This window comes from Bacillus sp. FDAARGOS_1420 (assembly GCF_019344915.1).
Taxonomy (GTDB): Bacteria; Bacillota; Bacilli; order Bacillales; family Bacillaceae_G; genus Bacillus_A; species Bacillus_A mycoides.
The window spans coordinates 40,485-64,679 of sequence record NZ_JAHWJB010000005.1; the positions used below are offsets into that span (position 1 = coordinate 40,485).

Genomic DNA, 24,195 nt, shown 5'->3' on the forward strand with positions numbered 1-24,195 from the left:
CATACGAGGTGGTGATATAGTGACGATTTCACAGAGGGAATTAAGAAAAGAAAAAGATATGGTAGCAAACTTATTAAGAGCCAATGGTGAGGATTATAACCATTGGCTTCATTTACATCATCAGAAATACATTGAAGAAAATCAAGATCTTGTTATGAAAGCTTTACAAGCTTATAAAGCAACATCAACAGAAGTAAAGGAAGATAGTAAGGCGAATGAATCAAGTCAGCCTAGTAACGTATAAGTATCTCAAAATGAAAAGGGAGTGAATGTATATGTCAATGTTGGAAACATTATCTCAAATGTTAGTGTTAGGTGATGCGATGGACGGTCTAATTAATACGGGTACTTCATTTATTACATGGATGCAAAGAGGAGCAATAGTTAGTACAGCAATTGTTTTTTGTTTTGGCGCTTACCTCTTAATATGGGGCGGTGAACGAGGTAGACATAAATGTGTATGGTGGTTTATTGGTGGGGCAGTCGGACTCGTTATTGTAATGGGATGCCAATACTTAGCGGAAAGCGTAAATACTAATGTGAAATTCGGTCAAATCTTATTTCCGTTTCTTTGGATGAAATAGTGAAAAAATATAAATAAGGCAATGAGGAGGCTATGCAAAGGGTATGGCTTTTTTTGTTGCCTTTTTTTATGGGATTTAAAGTAAATGTGAGAAAGGAGAAGCTATGTTTGTCATTTTTAAGAGTAGCAATGGAACAGAAATTGAGTCGGGTAAGCAATATTCGTTTCATGAGGCTTATACCTTAACTAAACGATTAGAACGTGTTTATAGAGAAGCTGGGCGGCAAGAACACATTGATTTCGATTTGTTAGATGGTCATGCTAATGAAATTTATAACGGAACGTTATCACTTGGTTCGAGATATGCAGCTCATATTTTTGATCACATTTCTAAGAAAATGAATGTGATGCAATTAGATCCGGAACAAGAGGAACAAAAAAAGGAGCTGTTAGAAACGTTAGAAAGAGAAATCAATGATTCTCCTTTTCATGAAGAATATGAATATCAAGAAGAATTTCCAGAAAGAACGGAAGAACCCTCTTATCGTCCATCGGATGAAATAGAGCCACAAGTAAAGCCTGGAAAGGAAAATAGAAAAGGATTCAAGATTATTGCGAGTGTCATAGGAAGCGTGGTGTTAATTGGAGCTGGTGCCATATTTGCCTTTAAGTTATTCTCTTCCGAACCAGTTTCGAGTGCAAATGCTGGTTCGGAACAATATGTGGTAAAAGGATTACAACAGGCAGCCATTCAACAGTATGGAGAAGCCGTTAAATACTTTGATAAGGTCAATTACACAGAACTAGATAAAGATAGTCAAAAGGCAGTTTTATTTACTTATTTATTAAATGGAAAGGCAAATAAGGCATTACAGTATGAGCCGAAATTTGCAGAAAGTGTGGTTGCTTATTTTATCGGGATAGACAACATGAATAAAATCAATGAAATAGATGTCAAAAATGATGTAATCGACTTTGAAAAGGCAGCGCTTGATAAAAAATATGAAGAGGTAATCAAGTTCAAAGGGAAAGTCAATATGGATGGTAGGCGTGAAAAGCTCATTGTTGAAGCTTTTGTAAATCTAAAAAAATATGAAGATTGTTATTCTTTTGCCAAAATGCAAGGAAACAAAACTTTGATGAAAGAGGTCAAAGAATTAGAAAAACGGGATGTTCAACAATCTACGATAAGCGAAGAGGAAAAGAAAGCCAAGATTGAAAAGATTGATAAAGATCTAAAGGACATCTAAGGGGGAAAAAATAACATGCCATTAAATTATGAGAATCTGTATAAAAAAATGGGAATTGTTTTTTTTGGTGGTTCATTGATATTGGGCACTACAGGGTGCAGTTGGTTTGGAAGTAAGGAATCATCCAAAAGTAAAACAGCTATTACAAAAAAGCTAGATAAGAATAAGCCGGAGGAAAAGAAAGAAAATCTGAACAAACAAGATTTCGAAGCAATTACAGAGAATGCAATTCAAAGTAAAGATAATGAAGTTGCTTATGTACTCGAAGAATTGGATAAATCAAAAATTAATTTTAAAGAAAAATCTATTGTAAGTAATCTTCAAAATGGGGATGAAACCACTTCTCGTGTTCTAGCACTCTTTGATAAAGAAACAACAGATAAATCAATTGAAGATACAGCAAAGGATAATGTGATTGCAGCTATTACAGATAATAAGCCACAAGTGACCGTGAATGGAGATCACTTTGCATTTGGCGATCAAAATATTGATTCTACCGTAGCGAGTATAGGAGATATTCTTCCACCGGAGAAGAAACCAGATGCAATTGTGAACCCACCAATTATAACGGAGGGTGAGAATAGTAATTCGGAAAATACAGGGACAGAAAAACCAAAACCACCTATAGAGCCACCAACAGAACCGGAGAAACCAATAAATCCAGAGAAGCCAACAGAACCGGAGAAACCAATAAATCCAGAGAAGCCAACAGAACCGGAGAAACCAACAGATCCAGGTAAACCAACAGAACCGGAAAAACCAACAGATCCAGGTAAACCAACAGAACCGGAAAAACCAACAGATCCAGGTAAACCAACAGAACCGGAAAAACCAACAGATCCAGAGAAGCCGACAGATCCAGAGAAGCCAACAGAACCGGAGAAACCAACAGATCCAGAGAAGCCAACAGAACCGGAAAAACCAACAGATCCAGGTAAACCAACAGAACCGGAAAAACCAACAGATCCAGAGAAGCCGACAGATCCAGAGAAGCCGACAGATCCAGAGAAGCCGACAGATCCAGAGAAGCCGACAGATCCAGAGAAGCCAACAGATCCAGAGAAGCCGACAGATCCAGAGAAGCCGACAGATCCAGAGAAGCCGACAGATCCAGAGAAGCCAACAGATCCAGAGAAGCCGACAGATCCAGAGAAGCCGACAGATCCAGAGAAGCCGACAAATCCAGAGAAACCAACAGATCCAGAGAAACCGACAGATCCGGAAAAGCCAACAGATCCAGAGAAGCCAACAGATCCAGAGAAACCAACGGATCCAGAGAAGCCAACAAATCCAGAAAAACCAACAGATCCAGAGAAGCCGACAGAACCGGAGAAACCAACAGATCCAGAGAAGCCAACAGAACCGGAGAAACCAACAGATCCAGAGAAGCCAACAGATCCAGAGAAACCAACGGATCCAGAGAAGCCAACAAATCCAGAAAAACCAACAGATCCAGAGAAGCCGACAGAACCGGAGAAACCAACAGATCCAGAGAAGCCGACAGAACCGGAGAAACCAACAAATCCAGAGAAGCCGACAGAACCGGAGAAACCAACAAATCCAGAGAAGCCAACAGAACCGGGAAAACCAACGAATCAAGAAAAGCCAGTTCTGAAACAAAAAGAAAAGATGGTAGCGAGTAAATAAAGAAAAAATCAACTGATATTGTCAAAAAGGTACTCATAAAAAGAGTACCTTTTTAATTTGAAAGGAGTCATGTAGATGTTTGTTAATAGTGTAAATTTAGTACAAATTTCAAGTCTAGATAAAAGTTTAATGGTGGTAGGTCGAGTGGGAACAGGGAAAACGAGGGAATTGAAGAAAATGGCTTTAAGTTTATCAAAAGTTTTAGTGTTAGATCCATTGAAGGAATACGAAGAATTAGAGAAGCAAACAGAGGGGGATGTGACTTTACAATATTTAGATTGTGAATCAAATGAGGGATATAGGAATATTAAAATTACAGAAGATGTGATAAATATAGCTAAACAATTTGAATATGTAATTGTAGATGAAACCAATTATTTGTGTCAGGAAGATTTTATATATTTTCTTCAATAAATGAAGGATTCCGATATAAAAGTAATAGCGAGTTTTCAACAAATGCCAACAGATGCTCAAATTACTAAGAAATTTCCATACATCATATCTTTAGATGTAACGAATGATTTTGACAAGATAACAGAGTATGAAAAATATAATTATGATTCGGGTTTTGGTTTTAAGAAGTAAAGAAAAAATTAACTAGTTGTTTAATTTCTATTTAGGGAGGAATATAGAGGTGGAAAAATGGATATCACGTGGGGCTAAGGTAAGTTGGGGAATTTATATATTATTAGCAGCAATAGGTATTGGTCATATGATTTGGGGAATCAATGCTTTTGGTGATGCGTGGACAAAAAAGCATACGGTAATAGTGTTCATAGTTTTTGGTACATTTTATATCTTAATACTGATGCTTGAAATAGGAATTATGAATAAGAAATTGACTAAAAAAGCATTATTATTAGAAGTACCATTGTTGATTGTAATTACAATTGGTTTACTTGACATAATGATGCTTTTAGAAGAGCATCCCATACGAGGACTTACGTTTTTAGTAGCACTTTTGATGTCCACACCGTTTGTATTTATCTTTCTTCGAATGGGATATAAACAATGGAAATTTTATAACGAATTAGAGGTTTTATTAGAGAAAGGAGAGCAAAAATGACAGGACTACTTACACAATTGATGATTATAATTGGAATGATGGTTCTTGCTTTTATTGCGTATACAGTCTCTTTACAGCAAATTACACAAGATATTGTACGTGAACTACTAAATCAGAAAGAAATAGAAAGAAAAAGTGTGGAAAATAATAAAAAAGATACCATTCAAATGAAAAGTTAGAGTGAACTGAGGTGATTTTCTGATATGTATAATGAAAAGATATCAATTAAATATAAATTAGCTGAAAAAAAAATACTCATTCCATTGAGTACTTTTTTGTTTGTTGGAATGTTTTTAATCGCTAATTTTTTACTCAACTTATCTTTAGAGCTGATAGAAACAACATTTAGTGATTTGTTAAACCCCAAACCATTTCATATGGAGGTAGGATTTCTTTTTCAGATGCCAATTGCAGAGCATCCAATTTACTACATGCTTGTTTTCCTTGTAGTGATTGGAACTATTGCAAGAACAGTGTATAAATTGAAATCTTCCTTTAAAAACTTAAACAATCATCAGAAAGGATCTAGTCGTTTTACAACAGTTGAAGAGCTGAAAAAGCAATACCGAGCTGTACCCGATCGAGAGGAATCGTTTAAAGGTGGCGGTGGTGTTGTTATCTCCCGACTAGGTGACAAGGTATTTATTGATGATAGCCCGGTAAACAATTTAGCCATTGGTACAACACGATCTGGTAAAGGGGAAACTTTTGTATTTCCTACAATTGATGTCTATTCTAGAGCGGAACATAAACCATCTTTAATTTTTAACGATCCAAAGGGGGAATTGTTCAGCGCATCGAAAGAAACGCTGGAAGAACGAGGGTATCACATTGAAGTTTTAAATTTATTAACCCCACTTGATTCTATGAGTTATAACTTGTTGCAGCTTGTCAAAGATGCCTATAAAGATGGGGATTATTCAACGGCACAGGCATTATGCAAAGCACTCTCACACACTTTGTATTACAACCCAACTGTAAAAGACCCTTTTTGGCAACAGTGCGCTATGAGCTTGTGTAACGCCATGATATTAGCCGTTACAGATAAATGTATTGCGGAAGGTACAGAAGAAAAAATCACAATGTATGCAGTTGCAAATATGTTATCAGAACTTGGTTCAAAAGAGGTAATCGTAGATCCTAAAGCCGATCCACAAAATGCATTAGATTTATACTTTGAAGGCTTACCAGCGGATAGTGTTGCGAAAATGCAATATGCAACCTCGAACTTCTCAAAAGGAACGACACGAGGTGGAATTTTCACCCAAACAATGAATGGGCTTTCTATTTTCACATTTGATGAAATCGCTAAAATGACAGCGGAAAATAGTGTGGATTTGAAACGTGTCGGTTTTGGAAAAACGATAAAAGGAAGAGCAACATCTAGAAAACGAGTAGAAATTGTATTCCCAGATGGCTCACAGGAGTCTATCAAATCAGATATTACAGGACGTTTTGTATTAGATTTTAAGAAAGTAATAAAAGTTGGGGATACCATTCAATGTAATGAAAAAGGAAATAAGAAAAAGAAAACATCTATTTCTATTATGAAAATAGATGAAAAGACAGGTGATACAGAATTTAAAGTAGTAGAAGAAAATGAAGATATACAAGTAACGACAGTGGATTATTTCGATAAACCAGTGGCAATTTTTATGATTACACCAGACTTTGATTCTTCGAATCATGTGATTGCTTCTATTTTTATAAGGCAGCTCTATTTTATATTAGCCAAAGGTGCATCCCTCGCTCGTGGAGGGGAATGTCACCGTGAGGTGGTTTTTTGCCTAGATGAGTTTGGTAATATGCCAAGTATTGAAGGAATGGCGAATATTATTACGGTTTGTCTAGGTAGAAATATCCGCTTTAATCTTATCATTCAAGCATATTCACAATTAAAAAATAAATATGGAGAAGATGCAGATACCATTGATGGAAACTGTGGGAATACCATCTACATTCTAACAAACGATCAAGAAACAGCCGAAAAAGTGTCCAAAAAGCTAGGGAATCAAACGATTAATTTACCTTCCCGAAGTGGAAAAGGTCTTTCTACTGATAAAAATAAAACGGAAGGTCTAGATCAACGACCACTGTTAACAGCAAATGAGCTTACGAATTTTAAAGAAGGAGAAAGTGTCGTTATTCGTGTCATAAAACGTCAAGATAATAATCGAAAGCGTATCAGACCACGACCAATTTATAATAGGGAAGAAACAGCTTTAAAATATAGATGGGAGTACTTAGGAGTAGAATTCGATACAGATAAATCTATTTTAGATATAGATATCGACTCCTTACACGATGATGTAGAACCGAAAAAACTTATTGTAGATTTTTTAGGAAAGAGAAAGGAAGAACAAATTGATAAAGAAACATCAGAACCAGAACAGGAAGATTTGTCATCAGTAGAGACACCGCAGCCAGTAGAAGAACCAACAATGATGGGAATTGATGAAGATATTCCGGAAGAGGCATTTCAGCAGGAAGATAGCCCGTTTGATTCCCTCACCATTGAAAATTGGAAAGAAAAAACGGTTAATGAATTTTTTGAATCTGATTTAGCGGTTTTGAAACTGGTTGATAAGTTCTTTTTAGCACAGTTAGGGAAAGTAATAGATGAGGTTGAAAATCAAGAAATGGGCGAGTTTTACAGTGAATTTCAAATGTTAGCTCACAATGACCACATCGACAAAAGTGTTTATCAAGCAGTTGAAAACAAGATTAATCGAATCTTACGTGATTTAGAAGAAAAAGAACAAGTAACAAGTTAGAAAGCACTCAAATAATTGAGTGCTTTTTTGATTCCAAACATAAAGGAGGAAGAGGGAATGTGCGTACCGACAATAACGGATAAAATGCAATTGATTTTAGATAGTTACTCGCCATTTGTAACAGAAGAAAATGAGGTCATTCTTGGTCTAGAAGATGCGGTTCTTTTCCTTTCAGTAGATCGGGAACAAAAAGGGAAATTGATTATTCGTATTGACAGACTGAATGAATGAGAGAGTGAATTGGACAGCAAAAGAAGTATTAGGGTAATAGCAAGCATGAGAGGAGGGTAAATAGTGAAAGATGAAGAGATTTTAAAGGTTTTAGAATCGTTCTCGGATTATCTTCAAGTAGGAGACATCGTGAATTATGTATTGCGTTGGCTAGGATGGTTCCTAATTGTAGGTTTATCTTTAGTTGTAGATGCTTTAGAAGGTGTGACAGATGCCATACTGGGGATTAAAGGATTCTTTAATTCACCGGAAATACAAAATTTTGTTGATATGTTATATCCATTGTTTGTCGTTCTTTTAGCCATTTCGTTTTTATATATTGGCTACATGTTTATTATGAACAAACAAATGAATCGTTCTCAAATTATCATCAATATTTTCGTAACATTGAGTGTACTTTGTTTATTAAGTACTGGTATGACAAAGGTTGATAAGTTCACCGATGATGCCATAGCAGTTGTGAAATCAGAACAAAAGGGTTCTTTAAGCGATGAAATTATTAAGAAGAATATAACGGATGTTGCAGTAATAGATCAAAGTGGATGGAAAAAGAAAGAGGATATGAATCCGAAAAATAATATTCCTGAAAAAAATATTAGACAGATAGATATTACTGAAAAAATAGATGAGGATTTTGAATTTACAAAGGACAAAGATTTATCAGATAACGGAAAGAAAATTTTGAAAAATAAAAGAGTAATGGATGCGTTAGGAGTTGCATCTTTAGCTGAATTAAAAGATGGATGGTTTGATTTCTTCCCAGAAAAGTATTATCGCTGGCATTGGAATTTCTGGAATATATTCTTTACTTTACTGATAACTGGTGCAACTTTGTTATTGGTAAGTATTAAGTTAGCTAGATTATTTTATGAATTAGCTTTTAACTACTTGTTGGTGAACATAATAGCACCAGCCGATGTTGCGAATGGTCAAAAGTTAAAAGCAGTATTATCCAATATCCTCAATATATTTATAGCAACGATTATGATATTCCTATCTTTGAAGCTATATATAATGGGAACGGCGTTTCTCCATGACAAATTAAATGGTGTACCGTATCTGATTGCATTAGCCGCATTTAGTATGGCAGTTCTAGATGGTCCGGCAGTCGTAGAAAGGTTATTCGGTATAGATATTGGATTAAAGAGTAGTTGGGGCTTGTTAGCAGGTGGTCTCGCACTTGGTAAAGGAATTGGCGCTCTTGCAAATTCAAAACCAATGAAAGGTCTAGGGAATATGATTGGAAAAGGGGCGAAAGGTGCAGCAGAAGGAACGGGTGTTGCAGCAGCTAAAACGGCAAGTGCAGCAGCGATGGCAACAGGTGGCATGGCTGGTCTTATAAGTGGCTTGAAAAAAGGGAATGAGTCTGAAAATAAAGAGTCCTTGCAAGATCAAATGAAAAAAGCGGATCAAAAAAAAACACAAGGCAATGATGTAGCAAATAAGGAAAAGGAAAAAGGGGAGTTAAATAAGGAAGAAAATAAAGAGAATGGTGGTGTTCCATCTATTCAAGAAGATATGAAAAAAGAAGGGAATGAAAACCCTGGGATGGCAAATGGGCAAGAATCGGGAACAACAAGTCTTCAAGATGAAATGAAAGAAGCTGGAAAAGCAAATGGAGCGAGTGAAGGAAATCCAACAGCCGGAACAGTAAGACAAGGAGCGAGTGGAGGAAATCCAACAGCCGGAACGGTAAAACAAGGAGCAAGTGAAGGAAGTCAAACAGCCGGAACAGTAAGACAAGGAGCGAGTGGAGGAAATCCAACAGCCGGAACAGTAAGACAAGGAGTGAGTGAAGGAAATCCAACAGCAGGAACAGTAAGACAAGGAACAAGTGAAGGAAATCCAACAGCAGGAACAGTAAGACAAGGAACAAGTGAAGGAAATCCAACAGCAGGAGGAGTAAGACAAGGAGCAAGTGAAGGAAGTCAAACACCAGGAACAGTAAGACAAGGAGCAAGTGAAGGAAGTCCGGCACCAGTAGAAACATCAAGCCCAGCACCAAGCGGAAATAGCCCGGCACCAATGGAAACATCAAGCCCAGTATCAAGTGGAAGTAGCCCGGCACCAGTAGAAACATCAAGCCCAGCACCAAGTGGAGGAAGCCCGGCACCAGTAGAAACATCAAGCCCAGCACCAAGCGGAGGAAGCTCGGCACCAATGGAAACATCAAGCCCAGCACCAAGCGGAAATAGCCCGGCACCAATGGAAACATCAAGCCCAGCACCAAGCGGAAGTAGCCCGGCACCAATGGAAACATCAAGATCAGTATCAAGTGGAAGTAGCCCGGCATCAGTGGAAACGCCAAGATCAGTGCCAAATGGAAGTAGCCAGACTATTCCTTATGAAAGTGATAAAGAAGTGGCAGCAAGTAGAAGTCAGGAAACACGGACATTAGGACAATATACAACGGATAAAGTTAAAAATACAACATCATCCGTGAAACAAAAGGTAAGAGGAGTACAAGAGCGCATTCATAATTCTGAAACGGTACAGAATACAAAGCGTTTTTATCAGATGGGGCAAAACACGGGTAAAAGTTGGAGAGATATTGTAAACAAAAATAAAAATAATACAGATAAAAAATAAGCGTAATCGTACGCTTATTTTTTATTGTCGAAAAGGAGGGAATCCCGATGAGAAGCTATCGGATTCCGAAGGAAATCAGTACAGAATTACGGATTAATAAAGTGCTTTATTTAATAGATTTCTTTTTATTAATTGGCTTATTAGTTGTAACAATGATTCTTAGGAACTTTGTACATGAGACCTTTCAGTTACCATTTATTATTTTCATGGTAGCTATTGCAATTATTATGATTTGGCGACCAAGTACGAATCCTCAAAAACGAATGTATGAAGTGTTGATTATTACACTGTTAAGAAGGAAAGGTGCATATTGCGCCATTGATAACGATCAATAAGGGAGGGATCACATATGGCGTTATTCAGCGAAAAAGATGTGGAGAAAGAAGAGCCAAAACAACTAGAAGTGCCGAAGAAAACAGCATTTCGGTTTAATGAAAAAAATGTAAAAGAATCACTTTCTGAACCAAAAGAAATTGTGAAGGTGGTACCCAACAAAAAGAAAGAAGAAAAACCAAAGGTAGAACCAAAAGTAAAAAAACAGAAGAAAGAAAAGCCAAAGAAAGATGTTTCGAAAAAGAAAAATACAAAACTGTTAGGTTTTTTATCTAGAAAAAAGAAAGAAGCGCCACCAAAGGTAAAGAAAAGTATTGCGGAAATTATGCAAATCGTAGATATGACGGAGGATGGCATATTTGAGCTGAAAAATGAGGAGTTTTTAGAAATTCTTCAAGTGGAAGGTGACGATATGTTCTCAAAGAATAGCGATGAACAAGCATTTGTCATTTTCTCACATGCTTATTTTTATCAAGCCTACAAACAGTCCATTAAACTTATTTTTTTAAACTTCCCATGTCAAACAACCGAACAGCAACGATATATTGAGAAGAAAATTAAAGAATGTACCAGTCCTTTGTATGAACGAATTTTAAATCAAAAGTTAAAAGAACTTCAGTTTTTAGAATGGGGCAGAACCAATCGGGAAGCCTTCTTATTTATTTACGGAGAAACAGAATTAATCGTAAAAGAACGTGTAGATGCAGCAAAGCGATACATCAAACGCTCTACTGAACTATTAGAGGTGGATGAAGAGAAAAAATTAGAGCTTATGTTTAAGTTGTTTAATCAAAATGCAAAATTAGGAACGAAAAATATATGGTAGTAAGGGGGAAACAATATGTTTGCGTTCAAAAGTAAAAAATCCAAAAAAGAAAAACAAGAGGAACTAAAAAAGAAGAAAGGTTATAACCCTTTTTTAGTGGCTAGGGTTCAGCCACAAGGGGGAATCAGCTTTAAAGAAAACTACGTGCAAACAGGTGAGGGATTAGGTACTTGTATTCATGTCTATGATTATCCAACAGAGGTAAATGATTTTTGGTTAGAGCAAATTATGAATATGCCAAATGTGATCACAACATTAGATGTCATGAGTGATGATCGAAAAGAAGTCGTTGAATCGATTAATAAATCCATGAGTGAACAAAGTGTTCGGCATGATACAGCAAAGGATAATATAGATCGAATTGATGCGAAAAATGAATTTTTAGAGTTGGAAGCTCTCTATACGGATTTGAAACAAGGTGAGGTCATGAAACGTATTCATATCCGTATTTATGTTTCCGCTAGAACTTTAGATGAGTTAGAAAAACAAGTAAAAGAAATCATGGAAACATTAGAGTCTTATAACTTCCGAGGAGCTGTTTTTTTAAATGAACAAGAGTATGAATGGGATGCACTCGTAACGAGCTTTGATACACAAAAAAATTATGTGAACCGAAGAAAGGGAAAAGAAATTCCGGCAGTCAGTTTGGCTGGTGGATGTCCATTTCACTATTCTTATTTGAACGATCCATACGGTACGTATTATGGGACAACGAAAACAAAAGGAAATGTTATTTTTGATATTTTTCATAAAGACAAACAAAGAAAGAGTTATAACGGTGTAATGGTTGGAAAGCCTGGTGCTGGAAAATCAACCTTACTAAAAAAGAAAGCTGTGGATTATGCAAGTAAAGGACATTTTATCCGTATTTTTGATATTGTGGGTGAATTTGAGGAAACAGTACGTGACTTGAATGGGAAAACAATTGCATTAGACGGATCACAAGGTCAAATTAACCCACTTCAAGTATATAAGACAGCAGAAAGTGAGGAAGTTAGTTTCATTCAGCATTTATCTAAAGTGACAACTTTCTATCGCTTTATCGCACCAGAAGCAAAAGATGATGAAATTAAAGAGTATGAAAATTTGCTTCGAAAATTATATATTCGTATGGGATTATGGAATGATAAAAAGGGAGCAACAAATGAAATTACAACAAGAAAACCGAAAGAATATCCGATTTTCTCTGACTTTTTAATGTTTGTTCGCAAAGAATTATATCATGATGTAGAAAGTAAAAAACACCATGAAAATTTAGGAGACAGTAGAATCCATCGTTTAGAATTAATTGAATTAAATCTTATGAACCTAGTAGAAGTGTATGCGCAATTATTCGATGGACATTCTACAATTGAAGATTTCAAGAAAGAACAAGTTGTATCTTTTTCCTTACGGAATATATCCAGTTCTAAACCAGAAGTATTTCAAGCGCAAATCTTTAATGTGTTAAATCTCCTTTGGGATGAAATGATTTCAAATGGTGCTCCTCAATTAAGAGCCTTTAACAAAAAGCAAATTGCTTTTGAAGATGTTGTACGATACTTCATTATTATCGATGAGGCACATCATATAATTAACACTCGAAAAGAAAGTGCTCACGCCTTGCAATTTTTAATTAAATTTAGCCGAGAAGACCGGAAATATTTTGCAGGTCTTTTATATGCAAGTCATACAATTCGAGATTTTGTACCGGAAGGATCTTCACAAGAAATGATTGATGAAATTAAAAAGCTCTTTGAACTTACACAGTACAAATTTATTATGCAGCAAGATAATAACAGTTTAGATATGTTACGAAAAGTATTTGCAGGACAATTAAGTGAAAGTGAGATTGCAGCGATTCCGCATTTGCCAACAGGGGATGTCATTTTAAGTATTGGGGCTGTAAAAAACATTCATTTTCATGTAGAAGTAACAGACGAAGAATTGATGTTATTTGGGGGAGGTGCTTAATACCATGCATCTAGTTTTAAAGATTATACCAAAGAAATGGCTCATCACTTTAGCACTAATTGTGATGGGTCTTTTTTCTTTTCTTTTACTTGGAGTAATGAGTATTTTTATTGCGGCAATGGGTGGAGAGAGTGGAACAGACACAGGTGATATTACGTATACAGGTGATGGGCAAGTCATGAATGTTTCACCAGAAGTTTTGAAATGGGAGCCAACCATTCGGAAGCATGCAAAAGCCTTTGGTGTGGAACCGTTTGTCGCTTTAATGCTTGCACAAATGATGCAGGAAAGCGGAGGTCGAGGTAGTGATCCGATGCAGAGTTCCGAAGGCGTATTTAATACGAAATATTGTAAATCACCAAACTGTATTACAGATCCAGATTACAGTATTTGGGCTGGCGTACAGGAGTTTAAACATGCGATAGAAAGAGCTGGCGTAACGAGTCCTGGTGACATGGATCATATCAAAACAGCCCTCCAAGCGTACAACTTCGGAACAGGATTTTTTGATTTTGTTAACTCAAATGGTGGTAAATATACAAAGGAATTAGCGATAAAATTCTCACAGGAGCAATACAAAAAAGTAGCCCACACGGGTATGTATCATTGTCTTAGACCAGAAGCCGTACCGTATCAAGCGTGTTATGGCGATATCGTGCGCCCGTAAAGGGAGTAAGAGAACATGGTGATTGCAAATCATTAGGTCTTCCCTAAATGACCTGGCATCACTTGACTAACCTTGGAGGGAAACTGAAGGGGGACAACAGCATGTCAAGAAAGCCGTAAGTTGATTAATCATCGAATCACGACTGAACGGCAAGATGTGAAGTATGGATAAGGATGAAAGCTATACTGCTTGAACGATAGCACAAGGAAGGCTACCGTAACTCATTTCGGAAGATGGTTATATACGGAATGTGGTAGATGACATAGCGATAAAGGTGTCGTCGCTATGTATAGGGACATTTACTATCCTCCACTATACGTGGAAACGTGTGAAAGTCGCATCCGAAACCATATGTGCAAATCTCTTATCTCCTAAACGGGGATTACCTAAGTTGGAATGCCAGAAGGCTATTGAGGATGACTTCAAGGCTCTGCCAAGAAGTGTGGCTCATGAATATCCAATACGGTAACGGAGCCTTCATAGTAGTCCGAGCTAGGGAAAGCCTAGTGCATGGCGAAGGAAGGCAGTCTGTCCGCTTAAAAATGAAATTGGGGAGGTGCGAAAGGCATCATGCAAAGTCCAAAAGTAGTATTAAGCAACCTGCAAAAACAGAGTCAGAAGGAAGACTATAAATTCCGACGACTCTATCGAAATTTGTACAATCCAGAGTTTTATTTCACGGCGTATGACAATCTTAGTAAAAATGATGGAGCACTCACAATGGGTGTAGATAAACGTTCTATTGATGGATTTTCAATAGAAATTATTGAAGAACTTATAGAAACTCTTAAGCAACGGACATATCAACCGTTTCCATCAAAAAGAGTATATATCCCTAAGAAAAACGGAAAGAAAAGACCATTGGGTATACCAAGTTTTGCGGATAAATTGGTGCAAGAAGTTGTGAGAGTGGTATTGGAAGCGATATATGAACCAACGTTCTCCATAGCATCACATGCTTATCAAAAAGGTAAAAGCTGTCACACGGCACTTCAAGAAATCCAAAGAACGTTTACTGGTAGCAAATGGTTTATTGAAGGGGATATTAAAGGGTTTTTCGATAACATAAATCATCATACTCTGATTGGCATCTTAAGAAAACGTATTGAAGATGAGGCATTTATTGAACTGATATGGAAATTTCTTCGTGCTGGATACATGGAAGAATGGAAATTTCATAATACCTTTAGCGGTGCACCGCAAGGTGGTATTATCAGTCCACTTCTTTCGAATATCTATTTAAACGAACTGGACCAATACATGATGGATTTTATACAAAAATTCAATCAAGGAAAGAAACGTAAGATAAATCCAGACTACGAACGAAAATATACTCAAATGAGAAAAGCGATTCGGAAGTATAAAATTGCATTAGAAAATGAACAAATGGGAGAAGCGGAGCAACAGCTAGAACAAGCTAAAGCATTAAAGAAGGAATTAAGCTCAATTCCATATAGCAATCCAATGGACTCAAATTATAAACGTCTTACTTATGTCAGATACGCTGATGATTTTCTAATTGGTGTGATTGGTTCAAAGTATGACGCTAGAAATATTAAGGAAACACTGACTGAGTATCTAATGGAGACACTTCAATTGGAATTGTCACAAGAGAAAACGCTTATAACCCATGCTTCCGAAAAACATGCAGGATTTCTCGGTTATAACATTCGTGTTTTTAGAGGAAGTGAACCTCGAAAAGATGCGATTGGCAGAGTATGTAGATACCTTAATGGAAAAGTTCAGTTAAAAATGCCTCACGAAGCTTGGGTTAACAAGTTGAAAAAATACCAAGCTATCAAAATGAGTGCCGATGGCACATGGATGCCAAAAGATAGAGGGTACTTCCTTCATAATGAAGATTTAGAGATTGTCGCTCAATATAACAGTGAAATAAGAGGGTTATACAACTATTATCGGCTAGCAGAAAACGTGAGTAATCATATGCATCGTTTTGCTTACTTTATGTATTACTCTATGCTGAAAACATTTGCATCTAAGTATAGAGTTAAAACAAAAGAGATTCGAAAACGATATGAGAAAAATAAGCGATTTACTGTCACATATAAAACATCTCAAGGAGAAAAACAAACATATTTCATTGAACGTAGTTTTCCAAGAGAGAAAAGGTCAAAAGAAGCGAATTTAGACCTAATTCCAGATACAAAATATGTGTTAAGTGAAACGAGACTTTCTGATCGAATCAAAGCAGAACGATGTGAATTGTGTGGGAAAACCAACACCATAATTCATATGCATCACGTAAAAAGGTTGAAAGACATTAAAAATAAGCCGAATAAATCCTTCCTAGAGCAACGTATGGTTTCAAGGAATCGTAAAACCATAGCGTTATGTAAGGAGTGCCACGTTAAAAGGCACAAAGGAGAAGTATAAGCAGGAGACAGATGGAGAGCCGGATACATTGAGAGATGTAAGTCCGGTTCGGGGAGGAGCATTTGGAAACCTATCACAGCAATGTGAAAAGGCGCTGGGTGCTTACTCTACCTGTACGTCGATGCGGTTTTGAAATATTATCAGCCGGGTTCTGTCGTTTCTGGTGGTGGAGGAAATCCAGGAAGTGGAGGAAGTAGTGGTTCAAAAGTTGCCGATGTAGGTCGTCAATGGATAGGGCGTTCTACCTATGTATTTGGTGGAGGACGTAACACAAATGACATTGCAAGAGGAATTTTTGATTGTTCAAGTTTTGTACGTTGGGCATTCGAACAAGTAGGGATGAATGTTAGTCCAATGGGAGCGGTAAGTACGGAAACATTAAATAAAATCGGTACAACAGTATCGGTAAATGATATGAAACCGGGTGACGTTATTTTCTTTGATACTTATAAGCATGATGGTCATGTTGGTATTGTAATTGATAAAAATACTTTCATTGGATGCCAAACAAATAAAGGGGTTTCCATTGAAGATTTAAATAATCCATATTGGAAAAAAGTCTTTTCTGGTCATGTAAGAAGGTTCTAAAAATATGAAAAAGTAAAGGGGAAATTACAATGAAATTAATAGAGGCGCCAGTTAAGGAATTTAAAAATGCAGTTATAAAACCATCGAATTATTTGATTGAAAAAGATGGTGATAATTTTCTTTTACATCGGGAATTAAAAGCAAATGAGATAGCACACTTTATAGAGCACAATATATTTGACTATGAAGGGAAAACATATTTATGGGTGATAGCAAATTTCCCATCAGAAGACGCAGCAAAAACAGCAGTACAAACATACTGGAATGCTACTAAACAACTAAACGATATTACGAAGTAAAGGAGAAATTGATATGAAAGATAAACGGAAATTCTTGTTTATTGTGTTTGCCATTTTAGTTGTAGGTGTGACAGCTTTTAATATCTATTTGAGCAAAAAATCAATGAGTGATGGAAAGGAAAAACAGTTAAAACTTTCAAATGAATTACTAACAAAACAAAATGAAGACTTAAAAAAACGACTGGATAAAGTGCTTCCATCCGCACAAGAACAACAGAGAAGAGCGTACTTATCGACAGCCGAAACGTTTATTCAATTATCATTTCATCGAGAAAAAGAAGGCTACAATGAGCGAAAAGAAAAAGCAAAATCCATTATGAGTGAAGAACTATTACAACAATTTTATCCAACTGATAAATACGAATTAGGAGATACGTATAAAACGAAACCAATAGAAATGAAGTTTTATTTACAAGAAAATGAACCCGATAAAGAGGAGGTAAATGTGTTAGCTAAATTTATAAATGTCACGACAGATTCAACGCAAAATCGAGAAGAAAAAGTAAACAATGTGTTGCGAATCATCATAAAAAAAGAAAAAGAAACATGGCGAGTTACAAGTGTGGAAGAGTTAAATATGAAAGTTTTATAACGAAAAAGGTGGGGTGAGAGTGTGGTAGGTGCAATTGGTAGGAAGAGTGAAAGAATCAATCTAAGAAAAAATAAGTCGTGGATCTACTTAACGATTATCAGTTTTCTATTTTTGGGTTTTTTCGCTTTCTTGACATCTAAAATTTACATGCCAAACGATGAAAAACTATTCCATACAGAGACAAATAAAGTAATTAAGTTGTCGGGTATGGGGAAATTGATTGTAGAACAAAGGGAATACAATCCACACAAAAACTTTATACAAATTCGCTTTCGAATAGAAGGGTATGAGGAAACAGGATTTACGTTTAAAGCACAAGAAAAAGCAAAGTCTGGTGTTCAATTACCTGTAAAAGTGTTGTATGAAGAGAACGGAAATTATGTGGTGGAGGTAAAAGAATTATCTCCGAATTGGGGAGCGTTAGCTTTCGATATTTACAATGAAAATGGTGAAAAAGAACAAATGGATATTCGTAAATTCACGCAAGATGTTAACGAATATGAAGAAGAAAATACATCAACAAAAAGTCCGAATAAACTTGTTCAGTCGATTTTTACCGATCAAAGAAAAACAAAAGCAAATGATGAATTGTTAGCTGAAGACAAAAAAACATATGAGCTAGACTTTATAGAAAGAGACAAAAAAGATATTGAAACAAAGATCAAAAATTATGGGAAAGCAATCAAACTGGAAGAAGAAAATGCGAAGACAGTTTATGAAAAAGTAAAAGAACTAAAAGATGAAATGAAGTACCAAACCGATGCAGAAAAAACGGAAACGCAATCGAAAATAGCATCCTTAGAATCTAAAATAAAATCATCAGAAAAGAACGTGGAATTGTTTAAAGGGGAACAAAAAATTGCACGAGATAAGATCAAAAAATTAGAAGAAAAGGCACAAGAAATTAATAAAAAGTGAAAAAATATAGGGACACGATGGAGACATTGGGGTGAAATAAGGGGACATGAAAGGGACATTTAGAAAAACTAACGGGACATAGTGGAGACATTAATCATAAAGATAGGGACGTAATGGGGACATTCAACTTCTTTTCTTGCCCCCAACGTTTCGCTAGGCTCCGCCTAGCCCCACACCTTCGGTGGGGGCAGAAACCCCTTATGCTCTTCTCGCTATTTTTTGTTCTCTACCCAGAATTGCAGAAAGGAGCGGAAATTGTGAATCTAAAAATAAGAGATATAGATCCAGTTGCCTTAAAGAAAATAGATGAAATCGCAAAAAGGAAAGGAGTATCCAGGCAAAAATTTTTGAAAGCTCAAATTGAAATGCTGGCATTTTTTCAGCAACAAAATAAAAGGGAAATGGAATTAGAAAATCTTATTGAAAAGAACATCCATATGATGAGTGATTGTTATAGCGCAATGGAAAAAATGAATGAGTTTATTCAAATGATGATGCAGGATGTTGAAAATGAATAATGCCGTTCCTGTTCAGTCCTCCGTCACACCAGGTGTTGTTTTAAAAACGAAATTTGTGTTGCCAAGTTCGGATGCATTTCAGAACTATATTGATTATGTAGATCGGGAGGAAGCGAAAAGTGAAGTAAAGCTGAATCCGAAAATGTTCGAAACGTATCAAGACTATATGGGGAATTCAGAAAAGACATCGGCACTATTTACGGAACACGCAAATCGTTTAACAGAAAGTGAAAAAAAGTCCTTAAAGGAAATGTTTAAAACCGCCCATGAGAATGGAAGTATCATGTGGCAAGATGTCATTTCTTTTCATAACCCCTGGTTAGAGAAACAAGGAATTTATGATAAAAAAACAAAAACATTGGATGAAAAAAAGTTAATGGATGTAACACGGCTTGCGATGAAGGAAATGCAAAAAAAAGAGGGGTTGGAAAAAAGCTCTATCTGGTCGGCAGCCATTCACTTTAATACGGATAATATTCATATTCATGTGGCAACTGTTGAACCATTTTCAACGAGAGAACGTGGCAAAAGAAAACCAAAAACATTAGATGCGATGAAGGGGAAAGTCGTAAATAATCTATTAGATCGTAAGCAGGAACAGAAACAAATTAATGATCTGATTCGAAACAATATGGTGGGAAAGAAAAAAGAGGATTCCGTTTTTGATTGGCGTAATCAACATCTGAAACCGTTGTTTTTACAAATCTATAAACAGTTACCAAGTGATAAAAGACAGTGGCAGTATAGCTATAATACGATTCAACCATTAAAGCCGGAAATTGATAAGTTAAGCAGTCGATATATTCAACATCATCATAAAAAAGATTACGATCAGTTTCTCCAAAAGTTAGATAAAGAAGTGCAAGTTTTTAAAGAAGCTTATGGGGAAGGAAAGTATGATAAGAAGCAATATGAAAATTATAAAACGAATAAAATTAATGACCTATATAAAAGAATGGGTAACGCCTTTTTGCAAGAAATGAAGGCATATGATAAAGAACAAAAGAGAATCCATCACATGAAAAAATCAAAGCCGTTTCAAAAATTTCAACAGAATGTATCTATTCAGTACTCTATGAGAAAAGTGGAACGTGCTTTTAAAAGTGAATATGAAAGTTGGAAGAACCAAAAGTATTATGAGCGTATGCAAAGGGAAAATGAATATGAAAATGAAAGGGGTTAGATCATGGAGAATAAAAAAATACGAATGAAGTTATCGTTGAATGAAAATGTCCACCAATACATTCAAGACTATATGGATGAAAATAATATTACACATCCAGGTGATGCTATATCAAAAATTTGTATGGAACATCAAGCATCAAAAAGTTCAGAATGGTCATTAAATTATATTTCCGAAATTGTATCAAAGAATCTACACGATGTGTTGAAAAGTGAACTAACAAAAATTCGTCTTGGTGCAAATAGTGCGGATCGAAATACACAAGTTTTAATTGAATTAATGAATGGATACTTCTTTGCCAATGACTTAGATTTAGAGAGTATTATTACTACGGATAAAATAGAAGTCGGTGGCGTGAAAATAGCAAAGGAAGTCGTAGCGGAACGAATTAGTCATGCGAGACAAAAACGTATAGATCACGAGGCATCAAAGAACAATGTAACATAAGCTACATTGTTCTTTTTTATAAAAAAATAGGAGGTTATTAGGATGTTATTATTTCGTGAAGATATCGCATTAGGAGTCATTAAAGAAATTGGAGAAGATGAAATTGTGTTACTTGTAAAAGAGGAAGAACTAACAATTAAAATTACAAGAGAACAAGTGAGAGAACTGGCAATCCATGTCATGAATCAAGAAAATATGTTAGTTCCGGTTAATGTAAAAACTCATGAGCTTTTCTTTGATACAGCTGAGAGGTGGAATGAAGAAGAAATGGAGGAATTGCAAAGAGCGAGTGAAAGAATAGGAGAGGATCATGAGTAAGAATGATAAGAAAAAGTATCAAACGAAATCTCCGGAAGAAAAGAAAGAAGCGGTGCAAGCTTTAACAAAAAAGATGGAAAAAAGCGTAGAAGGTTATTTTCGTACACCGGGAGATTTAAAAGAGTATTTAACGTTTATGGCAAAGTTTTATCGCTATTCACCATCTAATATTTCATTAATACAGAGTCAATTCGAGGGAGCCAGGGCAGTGGGTTCCTTTTCTTTTTGGAAAGAAAAAGGATTTCCGATTAAGAAGGGTGAGAAAGGAATTAAAATCCTTGTTCCAAACCGAACTGTAGCAAAATTTAAAGACAAAGAAGGCACTTGGAAAACAGTAACTAAAGCAAGTGAGGAAGAGAGAAAACAAATCGAATCTAAAAGCGTAGAAGTGAAACCAGGTCGCTTATATTTTGCTGTCGGTCATGTGTTTGATGTGTCCCAAACGAACGCAAAAGCGGAAGATCTCCCTCGTATTTTTCCGAATCGTTGGCTAGAAGGAAGTGTAACAGATTACAAGAGTTTGTACAGAGGAATGGAAGCCATTGCGGAAAAGAACGGTGTGAAAATTATTGCACCAAAAGCAGAGTTGGGTGTTTCAAAGGGTGTAAGTTACACCTTAACAAAAGAGGTCGCTTTGAATCCACGAAACAGCGAATTACAAAATGTAAAAACTCTTCTTCATGAACTGGCACACGCTAAACTTCATACAGCAGAGACACATATGAATTACACAGCACCAGAAAAAGAGTTTCAAGCAGAAATGACAGCTTATGCCGTTTCTTCTTATTTTGGGATTGATACAAGCGAATATTCCTTAGGGTATTTAGCAAGCTGGACACAAGGAAAAGAAATGAAAGATAAAACGAAATTATTGAAAGAAGTACATGAAACTTCGATTGAATTTATTGAAACAATTGAAAATACGTTAGAAAAGGAAAAAGAAAAAACATATGAAAAGGGAGTAGATAATATGTCAAAACAAGTGTCCGAACATGAAAAAGACAATTTTGAAATTTTAACAGGGATTCAACAAAATGCACAGCGCATTATTAATGAAAAGTTAGGATTAAATTTCGAAAGACAATGGGAAAACTACGAAATTCAATTGTCAGAAGATGGACGGATAATTGAAGGGATTTATCCTAATATGCGATTAACGGTAGGGGAAATGCATGCAATTGTTAATCAATATGGGACTGAAACAGAGAAAGAAAGTATAAATAACATTACAAAGACTTTGGAGTTTTTTCACGAAATGGATGAGTATGAATATCCGGAGTTGGTAAATAAAGAAGTATTAAAAACCCCAATTGCGAAAGTTACTTCTAACTCAAGAGGTGATATGAACGTAGAGTGCCTTTCTGGGCGTATAGAAGATAAACGTGGGTTATTTAAATTTGATAGTGCTATAAATCAAACGGTGAATCAGATTAATCATTCAATTTCAGAATCACATAACGATATTATGACAACTAGAAATGAAAAACAGGATGAAAAAAATATTTTATTGGTTGAATATATGAGTTTAAGTAACACGACACAAGAGCTTGTTTCCGTTACAGAGTTAAGGGAACAAGCAGATAGAAATCGAGCGTTTGAACCCGTAGAAGGTGCAGAAAAATTGAGTGATAAAGAATTTATTGTTGCATTTAACGAAGCAAATCAAGAAAAGTATGCAGCACTAAATCAGAATGAAATTAATCGTCCAACTATGTTAGTTCAGTGGAGCGACAACGAAAATTTTAAGAGCAATCAACTAATCCCATTTGGAGAAGCTAATGAAAAAATGGCTGAAGTCATTTCAAGTATTGAAAAAGCAAGAGAAGAAGCTAGAGAAAGAGGTCAAACCATCCCTTACGATCAAGCTCGTTATCATATTGCCATTCCAAAAGAAGTCGATAGGGATTTTGGGAGAATGGAGCTTGTGAGTATGGATCGTATGAATATGGGGGATGGGGACTACAAGACACCATATGAGCAAGTATTAAACGAGAAAAGGTATCTATCAGATGAAGTGAAACAAGCGTTACGGGATGAGGTAGTGAATCATAGGGATAACAAAGAAATAACGATAGAAAAAGAACAGGAAAGTACATTAGAAAGCTTGAAAGAGGCACCTACTCATGTAGTTACAATTGAAGTGTTGGCGAAGGATATGCAAGATGAAGAGGTTGCAAGAATCCACATGATGGATGGCGTTACGAAAGATATTAATTATTTATCGGTATGGAACGGAGATAAAACAAATCCAGAAGATTTATATGTTTCCTTAATGGAGAAAAATGGAGAACGAGAAAATGTCTATTTGGATAATATTTTGAAATCAGATTTATACGAAAAAGTTCAAGACTCTATTTTTGAGGGAAAAGGGAATTTATCATTTGTCATTCATGAAAAGGATGCGAATATGAGCCTGGATGAAATCGTAAAAGATGAACGATATGGAATTTTAGTTGATAAGGCAGAGGAACAAAAAGATCCTTCATTTAGTGAAAAAGAAGTGGAATTGTCTAAAGAAATGAAGAAAGAGGGCTATGCACCTATTGCCTCTTTAGATCAACAGATTCAGCCTTCAAAAGAAAAAGAGTCAACTACGTTAGATAAGGACTTAAGCCGAAAATTCGAAGCATACAGACGTTCACAATATGAAGAAACACCAGATAATATTGATAGTATTGTCACTCGTGTAAAAGCTGAAGAGCGGTATTATACAACGAAATATGTTTCGATTGATAATGAGCTGGTAAGCCAGGAACACGTTGTTAAATTAGAAAACCAGGTGGATGAGAAGCTTGGGAAAGAAGGAAAAACGGTGAATCAGTCTACAACTTCAAAGGAAATGGATTTTGATAAAAATTTTCAGCCATTGAATGGGAAAAAAACAAATGATAAAGAAAAAGATAAGGAAATAGATCCTGGTAATGTAGAGCAGTCGAAGTCTACAAAAAAATTGGGTAGAAAAAAAGAAACAGTGGAAATGGAACGATGAAAAATTGTATAGCAGGAACACCAGATTAAATCATTTTTTGTTACTCAATTGAGAAAACGGAAAGTGATTTTTTTTATGAATAGTTGTTAA

General features: G+C 35.9%; 20 protein-coding genes and 4 pseudogenes. All 24 read left to right on the forward strand.

Going from position 1 to position 24,195, the window contains the following annotated elements; translation table 11 throughout:
* Positions 1-19 precede the first annotated feature (19 nt).
* The 24 genes and pseudogenes from I6L50_RS32580 to I6L50_RS32695 all read left to right on the forward strand — a co-directional run bounded on the left by I6L50_RS32580 (position 20) and on the right by I6L50_RS32695 (position 24,105).
* Positions 20-244, forward strand: coding sequence for a hypothetical protein (locus tag I6L50_RS32580; protein ID WP_219304513.1), 225 nt, complete (start codon positions 20-22; stop codon positions 242-244).
* Between the two features lie 31 nt (positions 245-275).
* A complete protein-coding gene (locus I6L50_RS32585) occupies positions 276-584 on the forward strand; it encodes a hypothetical protein (protein WP_074651673.1) in 309 nt (102 codons plus the stop codon).
* Positions 585-687: 103 nt separating this feature from the next.
* A complete protein-coding gene (locus I6L50_RS32590; protein ID WP_219304515.1) occupies positions 688-1,773 on the forward strand; it encodes a hypothetical protein in 1,086 nt (361 codons plus the stop codon).
* A gap of 15 nt (positions 1,774-1,788) precedes the next feature.
* Entirely contained in the window at positions 1,789-3,420 is a 1,632-nt protein-coding gene (locus I6L50_RS32595; RefSeq protein WP_219304517.1) for a hypothetical protein, read from the forward strand.
* Positions 3,421-3,495: 75 nt separating this feature from the next.
* Positions 3,496-4,005 (forward strand): annotated as a pseudogene (locus I6L50_RS32600) (hypothetical protein).
* Between the two features lie 49 nt (positions 4,006-4,054).
* Entirely contained in the window at positions 4,055-4,486 is a 432-nt protein-coding gene (locus I6L50_RS32605) for a hypothetical protein (RefSeq protein ID WP_219304519.1), read from the forward strand.
* Positions 4,483-4,665: a hypothetical protein gene (locus tag I6L50_RS32610; RefSeq protein ID WP_219304521.1), complete on the forward strand. Its 183-nt coding sequence runs from the start codon at positions 4,483-4,485 to the stop codon at positions 4,663-4,665. Before I6L50_RS32605 ends, I6L50_RS32610 begins: the two co-directional genes overlap by 4 nt.
* Positions 4,666-4,689: 24 nt before the next feature.
* A complete protein-coding gene (locus I6L50_RS32615; protein WP_219304523.1) occupies positions 4,690-7,260 on the forward strand; it encodes a VirD4-like conjugal transfer protein, CD1115 family in 2,571 nt (856 codons plus the stop codon).
* Positions 7,261-7,317: 57 nt separating this feature from the next.
* Positions 7,318-7,528, forward strand: a pseudogene (locus tag I6L50_RS32620) (hypothetical protein).
* 26 nt (positions 7,529-7,554) lie between these two features.
* The gene (locus I6L50_RS32625) at positions 7,555-10,080 is read left to right on the forward strand and encodes a pLS20_p028 family conjugation system transmembrane protein (RefSeq protein WP_219304525.1); all 2,526 of its coding nucleotides are present in this window, start codon (positions 7,555-7,557) and stop codon (positions 10,078-10,080) included.
* Positions 10,081-10,127: 47 nt separating this feature from the next.
* Complete coding sequence (locus I6L50_RS32630) at positions 10,128-10,415, forward strand: DUF5592 family protein (RefSeq protein WP_201035041.1); 288 nt, start codon at positions 10,128-10,130, stop codon at positions 10,413-10,415.
* 14 nt (positions 10,416-10,429) lie between these two features.
* Positions 10,430-11,239 (forward strand): hypothetical protein, encoded by an 810-nt coding sequence (locus I6L50_RS32635; protein ID WP_219304528.1) that lies wholly within the window; start codon positions 10,430-10,432, stop codon positions 11,237-11,239.
* A 15-nt stretch (positions 11,240-11,254) separates the two neighbouring features.
* Complete coding sequence (locus I6L50_RS32640; RefSeq protein ID WP_219304530.1) at positions 11,255-13,192, forward strand: VirB4 family type IV secretion system protein; 1,938 nt, start codon at positions 11,255-11,257, stop codon at positions 13,190-13,192.
* A 4-nt stretch (positions 13,193-13,196) separates the two neighbouring features.
* Positions 13,197-13,850, forward strand: a pseudogene (locus I6L50_RS32645) (lysozyme family protein); the annotation flags it as partial.
* A gap of 579 nt (positions 13,851-14,429) precedes the next feature.
* The gene (locus tag I6L50_RS32650) at positions 14,430-16,253 is read left to right on the forward strand and encodes a reverse transcriptase domain-containing protein (protein WP_219304535.1); all 1,824 of its coding nucleotides are present in this window, start codon (positions 14,430-14,432) and stop codon (positions 16,251-16,253) included.
* A 111-nt stretch (positions 16,254-16,364) separates the two neighbouring features.
* Positions 16,365-16,841 (forward strand): annotated as a pseudogene (locus tag I6L50_RS32655) (C40 family peptidase); the annotation flags it as partial.
* A gap of 29 nt (positions 16,842-16,870) precedes the next feature.
* Positions 16,871-17,140 carry a hypothetical protein gene (locus I6L50_RS32660; protein WP_219304539.1) on the forward strand — a complete coding sequence of 90 codons (270 nt, stop codon included), beginning with the start codon at positions 16,871-16,873 and terminating at the stop codon, positions 17,138-17,140.
* Between the two features lie 13 nt (positions 17,141-17,153).
* Positions 17,154-17,732 carry a MerR family transcriptional regulator gene (locus I6L50_RS32665; protein ID WP_219304541.1) on the forward strand — a complete coding sequence of 193 codons (579 nt, stop codon included), beginning with the start codon at positions 17,154-17,156 and terminating at the stop codon, positions 17,730-17,732.
* A 21-nt stretch (positions 17,733-17,753) separates the two neighbouring features.
* Positions 17,754-18,650 (forward strand): hypothetical protein, encoded by an 897-nt coding sequence (locus I6L50_RS32670; RefSeq protein WP_219304542.1) that lies wholly within the window; start codon positions 17,754-17,756, stop codon positions 18,648-18,650.
* 257 nt (positions 18,651-18,907) lie between these two features.
* A complete protein-coding gene (locus I6L50_RS32675; protein WP_002094785.1) occupies positions 18,908-19,168 on the forward strand; it encodes a hypothetical protein in 261 nt (86 codons plus the stop codon).
* Positions 19,161-20,351: a MobP2 family relaxase gene (gene mobP2 / locus I6L50_RS32680; protein ID WP_219304543.1), complete on the forward strand. Its 1,191-nt coding sequence runs from the start codon at positions 19,161-19,163 to the stop codon at positions 20,349-20,351. The genes I6L50_RS32675 and mobP2 overlap by 8 nt, the downstream gene beginning before the upstream one ends.
* A gap of 3 nt (positions 20,352-20,354) precedes the next feature.
* Positions 20,355-20,798 carry a hypothetical protein gene (locus tag I6L50_RS32685; RefSeq protein WP_097961261.1) on the forward strand — a complete coding sequence of 148 codons (444 nt, stop codon included), beginning with the start codon at positions 20,355-20,357 and terminating at the stop codon, positions 20,796-20,798.
* 42 nt (positions 20,799-20,840) lie between these two features.
* Positions 20,841-21,116 (forward strand): hypothetical protein, encoded by a 276-nt coding sequence (locus I6L50_RS32690; protein ID WP_219304544.1) that lies wholly within the window; start codon positions 20,841-20,843, stop codon positions 21,114-21,116.
* Positions 21,109-24,105 (forward strand): LPD25 domain-containing protein, encoded by a 2,997-nt coding sequence (locus tag I6L50_RS32695; protein WP_219304545.1) that lies wholly within the window; start codon positions 21,109-21,111, stop codon positions 24,103-24,105. Before I6L50_RS32690 ends, I6L50_RS32695 begins: the two co-directional genes overlap by 8 nt.
* The last annotated feature ends 90 nt before the right edge of the window (positions 24,106-24,195 follow it).

Excerpts from the sequence above, each read along its gene's own strand:
- I6L50_RS32585 (WP_074651673.1), top strand. The coding sequence starts at position 276 with ATGTCAATGTTGGAAACATTATCTCAAATGTTAGTGTTAGGTGATGCG.
- I6L50_RS32590 (WP_219304515.1), top strand. The coding sequence starts at position 688 with ATGTTTGTCATTTTTAAGAGTAGCAATGGAACAGAAATTGAGTCGGGT.
- I6L50_RS32595 (WP_219304517.1), top strand. The coding sequence starts at position 1,789 with ATGCCATTAAATTATGAGAATCTGTATAAAAAAATGGGAATTGTTTTT.
- I6L50_RS32610 (WP_219304521.1), top strand. The coding sequence starts at position 4,483 with ATGACAGGACTACTTACACAATTGATGATTATAATTGGAATGATGGTT.
- I6L50_RS32615 (WP_219304523.1), top strand. The coding sequence starts at position 4,690 with ATGTATAATGAAAAGATATCAATTAAATATAAATTAGCTGAAAAAAAA.
- I6L50_RS32630 (WP_201035041.1), top strand. The coding sequence starts at position 10,128 with ATGAGAAGCTATCGGATTCCGAAGGAAATCAGTACAGAATTACGGATT.
- I6L50_RS32635 (WP_219304528.1), top strand. The coding sequence starts at position 10,430 with ATGGCGTTATTCAGCGAAAAAGATGTGGAGAAAGAAGAGCCAAAACAA.
- I6L50_RS32640 (WP_219304530.1), top strand. The coding sequence starts at position 11,255 with ATGTTTGCGTTCAAAAGTAAAAAATCCAAAAAAGAAAAACAAGAGGAA.
- I6L50_RS32650 (WP_219304535.1), top strand. The coding sequence starts at position 14,430 with ATGCAAAGTCCAAAAGTAGTATTAAGCAACCTGCAAAAACAGAGTCAG.
- I6L50_RS32660 (WP_219304539.1), top strand. The coding sequence starts at position 16,871 with ATGAAATTAATAGAGGCGCCAGTTAAGGAATTTAAAAATGCAGTTATA.
- I6L50_RS32665 (WP_219304541.1), top strand. The coding sequence starts at position 17,154 with ATGAAAGATAAACGGAAATTCTTGTTTATTGTGTTTGCCATTTTAGTT.
- mobP2 (WP_219304543.1), top strand. The coding sequence starts at position 19,161 with ATGAATAATGCCGTTCCTGTTCAGTCCTCCGTCACACCAGGTGTTGTT.
- I6L50_RS32685 (WP_097961261.1), top strand. The coding sequence starts at position 20,355 with ATGGAGAATAAAAAAATACGAATGAAGTTATCGTTGAATGAAAATGTC.
- I6L50_RS32690 (WP_219304544.1), top strand. The coding sequence starts at position 20,841 with ATGTTATTATTTCGTGAAGATATCGCATTAGGAGTCATTAAAGAAATT.
- I6L50_RS32695 (WP_219304545.1), top strand. The coding sequence starts at position 21,109 with ATGAGTAAGAATGATAAGAAAAAGTATCAAACGAAATCTCCGGAAGAA.